The organism is Oxalobacteraceae sp. CFBP 8761 (genome assembly GCA_014841595.1).
Lineage (GTDB): Bacteria > Pseudomonadota > Gammaproteobacteria > Burkholderiales > Burkholderiaceae_D > Telluria.
Genome location: JACYUE010000009.1, coordinates 1 through 5,904, shown reverse-complemented (window position 1 = coordinate 5,904; position 5,904 = coordinate 1). Strand labels below are relative to the sequence as shown.

At 62.8% G+C, this 5,904-nt stretch carries 3 protein-coding genes; 2 read left to right on the top strand and 1 reads right to left on the bottom strand.

Annotation, left to right across the window (positions count from 1 at the left end):
* The first annotated feature begins 201 nt into the window (after window positions 1-201).
* Window positions 202-1,680 (top strand): DUF2868 domain-containing protein, encoded by a 1,479-nt coding sequence (locus tag IFU00_22790; GenBank protein MBD8545109.1) that lies wholly within the window; start codon window positions 202-204, stop codon window positions 1,678-1,680.
* The gene (locus IFU00_22785; GenBank protein MBD8545108.1) at window positions 1,677-3,209 is read left to right on the top strand and encodes a DUF3482 domain-containing protein; all 1,533 of its coding nucleotides are present in this window, start codon (window positions 1,677-1,679) and stop codon (window positions 3,207-3,209) included. Before IFU00_22790 ends, IFU00_22785 begins: the two co-directional genes overlap by 4 nt.
* Here the strand turns inward: IFU00_22785 and IFU00_22780 are convergent.
* Window positions 3,187-5,301, bottom strand: a complete 2,115-nt coding sequence (locus tag IFU00_22780) for a TonB-dependent receptor (GenBank protein ID MBD8545107.1) — start codon at window positions 5,299-5,301, stop codon at window positions 3,187-3,189. The two genes, IFU00_22785 and IFU00_22780, sit on opposite strands and share 23 nt — an antisense overlap.
* Window positions 5,302-5,904: the final 603 nt, after the last annotated feature.

The window sequence follows — 5,904 nt, the reverse complement described above, 5'->3', positions numbered from 1 at the left end:
GTGTGAAAGTAGGTTATCGTCAGGCTAGTTATATAGAAAAGCCCTACTCAGTGATCTGAGTGGGGCTTTTCGCTTTGGGCGATCGCTTTATCGTGCTCACTCTTCGATGTGACGAGCACGGTGCGCCACCCCACCGCCAACGTCCGTGAATCTGGTGCACAATGCATTCATCAGCATTGTCATTTTAATCACGGGAACAGCATGAATGAACAGGTTGCACGCAATGTCGTGCTGGCGCGCGCGATCGAGCACGCCGACGTTGGTCATACCGTACTGAGCGACGACGATCGCAAGTACGCCACCCGTAGCGCACGCGAGCTCGCCGCATGGCAGGCGGCTGACAGTCATACGGCCGTCAATCAGCAGCATTTCCTGCAGCAGCGCGCCGAGCAAATCCTCAAGCGTCTCGGCGAACGCACGCCGGCCTTCGGCGCATTCCAGCGCCGCGCCCCCGGCATGCGCGGGATCTGGTTCGCGTTGCCGTTCATCGCCTTCGTGCTTGGCGCCGCGCTCGATCGCATCGCCGATCCACACCGGGTTGACTTGTTATCCGCTCCGCTCCTGATCATCATCGCCTGGAACCTGCTGGTGTACCTGGGCCTTCTGATATGGGCGGTTGTTCCTGCGGCGCGCAAGAAGAAGAGCGGTGCGCCGCTGCTGCGCCGACTGAGCGTGGGCAAGGCCGTCGCGCCGCGCAAGCTTCCCACCGCACTGGCCGAAGGCGTTGCTCACTTTCTGGCAGATTGGGCCGTGCTCAGTGAACCGCTGACGCGTGCGCGCCTGAGCCGCACGGTGCATCTCGCGGCCGCCGGCTTTGCGCTCGGTGCCGTCGCGTCGCTGTATGCGCGCGGCCTGCTCACCCAATACGTAACTGGCTGGGAAAGCACCTTCCTCGACGCCCAGCAAGTCCACACGCTGCTGTCGTGGCTCTTCACGCCAGCGCTGACTGTGTTCCCGTTCCTGCAAGGCTTCACGCTGGCCGAGATCGAGCAACTGCGCTTCGGCGGCAGCGCCGGCCTGCCGGTTGGCGAACGCTGGGTTCATCTGTACGGCGCGACGTTGCTGCTGCTGGTGATCATTCCACGCGTACTGCTCGCGATTGTTGCCGGCCTGCGCGCGCGCCATCTGTCGCGTCACTTCCCCCTCGACCTCGACCAGCCGTACTACCGCAAACTGGCTGACAGCATCGGTACCAGCGCGCCGGCCGTGCTGCGCGTGATTCCGTATACCTACACGCTTGACGAGCCGCGTGACCGCGGCCTGTGGGCAATCGCCGCTGCGGCCCTGGGTGGGCAGGCGAGGGTGCAGCTGCTGCCGTCGGTCGCGTATGGCATCGAACCGAAGGATGCATTGCGCGAGACGATGCTGAACGAAGCCGGCATCACCGTCACCACCGTGCTATTCAGCTTAGCTGCGACGCCAGAAAAGGAAAATCACGGCGCGCTGCTCGACTATCTGGTCAAGCATGTGCCGCGCGGTGTCGCCGTGCTGCTGGATGAATCGGCGCTGCTCGAACGTATCGGCGACCAGGTCGGCGCTGAACGCGCCGCCGAGCGTCATTCGCTGTGGCGGCAGTTCTGCAGCTTCCATGGCACGTCGGCCCATGTCGTCAATTTGCTCGAACCGGACAAGTACCCGCTTGAACTGGGTGCGGGCTTGACCCTGCCGGAGCTGCGATGATCCAGCCTGCCAAGATCCAGTTCGCCCTCGTCTCGCATACGAACAACGGCAAGACCACACTCGCACGCACGCTGGTTGGCATGGACGTCGGCGAAATCCGCGACGCTGCGCACGTGACCCAGATTTCGCAAGGCTACCCGCTGCTGTCCACACCGGCTGGCGACTCGCTCGTGTTATGGGACACGCCCGGTTTCGGCGATTCGGTGCGTCTGCACAAACGCCTGGCCATGGCCGGCAATCCAATCGGCTGGTTCCTGCGCGAGGTCTTCGACCGCTATCGCGACCGTCCGTTCTTCCTCAGCCAGCAGGCACTGCGCGCTGCGCGCGAAGAAGCCGACGTGGTGCTCTACCTGGTGAACTCGTCCGAGTCGCCACAGGATGCGGGCTATCTGCCGTCCGAGATGAATATCCTCGAATGGCTCGGCAAACCCGTGGTCGTGCTGCTGAACCAGATCGGACCACCGCGTCCGGCCAGCGAAGAACAGGCCGAGCCACAGCGCTGGAAACAGCATCTGGCCCAGTATTCGGTCGTCAAGGAAGTGCTGCCGCTCGATGCATTCGCCCGCTGCTGGGTGCATGAACACGTGTTCTACGAATCGGTCACGCACCTGATCGCAGCCGAGAAGCAGCCCGCGTATGCGCGCCTGCTGTCTGCCTGGGCGGCGCGCAATCGCGAGCGCTATGCAAGCGCCTTGCAGATGAACGCCGAACAGATTGCCGCCGCCGCGCGCGATACCGAGGCGCTGGACGAACAACGGCCGGGCATGTTGCGCAGCGCGTTGAAAGCGGTCGGCATCGGCAAGGATGAAGCGCGCCGCCAGGAGCTGGCGATGGCAGCGCTCGTGCAGCGCCTGAACGACGGCATCAATCATGCGACGGCGCGCATGCTGTCCCTGTATCGCATCGATCCGGGGCAGGCCGTCGCTGTCAATGCACGCGTGCGCGACAACTTCGCGGTCAACGCGCCAGTGGACAAGGCGCAGGCTGGATTGCTGGGCGCCGTGGTGGCGGGTGCAACCACCGGTCTGTCGGCTGACTTGATGGCGGGCGGCCTGACGATGGGCGCCGGCGCGTTATTGGGCGCGATCGCCGGGGGTATCACGGCCGCCGGCGCCGCGTGGGGCTTCAATCAGGGGACCGATCGCAACCAGGCAAACGTGAAGTTCGCCGACCCGTTCCTGCAGCAGATGCTGGTGGGCGCGATTCTGCGCTATCTGGCAGTGGCGCACTTTGGCCGTGGACGCGGTAATTATGTCGAAAGCGAAGCGCCGCCGTTCTGGCAGGCCGAGGCTGAGAGCGCACTGGCTGCGCGCGGTGTCGATAGCGCGCGCCTGTGGCAGTCCGTGCGCGCCGCGCCGGACCTGGGCGCAGCCACCAAACTGGTGCAGGCTGTTCTGGTGCCGGCGGTGACGGCGACGCTGGCGCGCCTGTATCCGGATGTTGCTCTGCCGGGGCAGGAGCCGCCAGCAGCGGCACCGTCCCCGGCCCCAGCCCCGGTGGACCTGACTAAAACTGATACTGCGCGCTGACGCCCAGTAGCCAGTTACTGCCAGGCGCCGCTTCGTAGTAGCGGCGGTTGGCGTCGCCCACGATCACCGAGCCGACATAGTCGCGGTCGAACAGGTTGTTCAGGCGTGCGAACTGGCGCAGGCGCCAGCCGCCAAATTGCTGGCTCGCCTGCACGCGGGCATTGACGACCGCATAGCCAGGCGCTGTCTGCGCGGTGTTGGTGTCTTCCGCGTACACGCGGCTGTTGGCGACCGTCTCGAGCGCGACGCCATAACGGCCCGCCGTTTCCGTCCAGCCCAATTCACCGTAGAAGCTCGACTTGGGCACGCCCGGCAGGCGGCTACCCTTTGGCACGGCGCCGAAGCCTTCGTCGTAGATCGCATGCAGCATGCTCATGGCGATGCGCGCATTCCAGCCGGCACCCAGTTCGGCGTCGACCGACAGCTCGCCACCCTGGCGCAGCGTGGCGCTCGCGTTGCGATAGCTGGTGCGGCCGCCCGACGATGCATCGACCACCAGTTCATCCTTCGTCTTCACCTGGAACACGGCGGCGTTGACGCGCACGCCACGGGCCACCATCGCCTTGGCGCCAACTTCGAGGTGCGTGCCGATCGCCGGCTCGAGTGCGAAGTTGAAGCCACCGCCCGTGCCTGAATAGAACGACTCATTCATCGTTGGCGTTTCGAAGCCGCGCGCCGCGCTCGCATACACGTTCAGCGTTGGCGAAATCTTGTACAGCACACCGACCAGTGGCGTCGTATGACGGAAGGCGGTGCCGCCGCTGTCGTTGCCGTTGGAGAGATAGCGGTCCTCGACGTCGAAGTCCACGCGGCTGTGACGCAGGCCGCCGGTGAGCACCCACTGGTCGCGTTCCCATTCGACTTGCACGTACGGGTCGACGCTGGTCACGTCGTTCTGTTCGTCGCGCCGCAGATTGCCTTTCACGCCAAAAGTAGTACCGATGAAGTTCTCGAAACCCTGGCGCGCATCCTTGGATTGCGCCATTTCGAGGCCTGCCGTGGTGCGCAGCGTGCCACCGGCAACGGTGCGCACTGCACGCCAGTTGGCGTCAATGCCATAGAAGTCGCGGTCGAAATCGATGACGCCGCCCGAGTGCGTGGCCGGCGCCTGGAAGCCGCGCGAGAACGACTGGTACTGGATCACACGGCGGTTGCCGCCGTAAGCCGTCACTTGCAGGCGATCCTGGCCGAAGCGCTGCTCGAACGTCGCACCGAATTGTTGATGATCGATGCTCTTGCGCGTGTCGTAGCGATCGGCCAGCGTGCGCTGTGGCGATTGCGTATCGGTGGTGTCGATCTCGCCCGCACGTGGATCGCGGCGGAAGGTATCCCATGTCACGCCAAGTGGATCCTGCGTATCGTCCTGGCGCAGCCCACTGGCCGTAATCACCAGGCGGCTGGTCGACGTTGGCTCGACCACCAGCTTGGCATAGGCCTGGTCGCGCGTGGCTGCACTATGGTCGCGGTAGCCACCGGTCTCGAAGCGCGACGCATCGATCAGGTAGCCGATACCGCCGCTGCGACCCGACGCATTCGTATCGAGCTTGCGCTGGCCGTAGCTGCCGCCGGTGAAGCTGGCTTCGACGGTCGGCTTGTCGGTCGGTTCGCGCGTGAACAACTGGACCACGCCGCCCGAGTGATTGCCATACAACGCAGAGAAGGGACCGCGCAGCACTTCGATGCGCTCGGCGACATCGAGGTTGAAGGTCGCGGCCTGGCCCTGGCCGTCCGGCATGGTGGCCGGGATGCCGTCGGCAACGAGGCGCACGCCGCGCACACCGAATGCCGAACGCGTGCCAAAGCCACGTGACGAGATTTGCAGGTCTTGCGCGTAGTTCTCGCGATTGCGCACAACGACCCCCGGCACCGCCGCCAGTGCTTCGGAGGCGTTCACGCGCAACTGCGCGGCGCCGATCTGCGCCGCATCGACGACATCGATCGCGGCGGGCAGGTCGAAACTGGTGTGTTCAGCGCGCGTGCCACTGATGACCACCACGTTCATTGGATTGCGGATGTCATCGGCAATGGCGGCAAGTGGCCAGCAGGCGCAAAGGGCGGCGATCGTGGTACGGCGCAGGACAGGATGCTTCATTATTTCCCCAAAGTATTGCGTGCAGAGTGTGAAAGTTGGTCTTATATTATTTAACCGGGGAATATACCTTGGGAGCCAGAATCCTGCTGGAGACGTCGCCGCATGCGAAAACGTCGGGTGTGAAGATTCTTTTGCAGGAGGGCTTGCGGAACCCGGGGGAGGTTTGTTATAGTTCGCCTCCGCTTCGGCACTGACCGAAAAAGTTAACGTAATCAAGTGGTTACGAGAGCAAGGTCTACAGAGAAATCTGAGACGAAGCGAAAAGAAAGAGTTGACGAGATTTCGGAAACACAGCATAATCTCTCTTCTCTGCTGCAGCGAACAAAACGATTCGCTACTAACAGCAAGAAGCACCGAATAAAGTTCTTTAAAAATTAACAGTCGATAAGTGTGGGCGTTTGATGAAGGTGCCAAAGACTTCGGTCTTTGATTACTTAAATTATCAAATGTTCACAAAAAAGAAATACGTTGCTCAGCAATGAGTGACGGTCAGTATTTTGAGTGAGCGACCCCTGCCGTAAGGTGGGGTGGCAGAAATGCCAACAAACAGAGATTGAACTGAAGAGTTTGATCCTGGCTCAGATTGAACGCTGGCGGCATGCT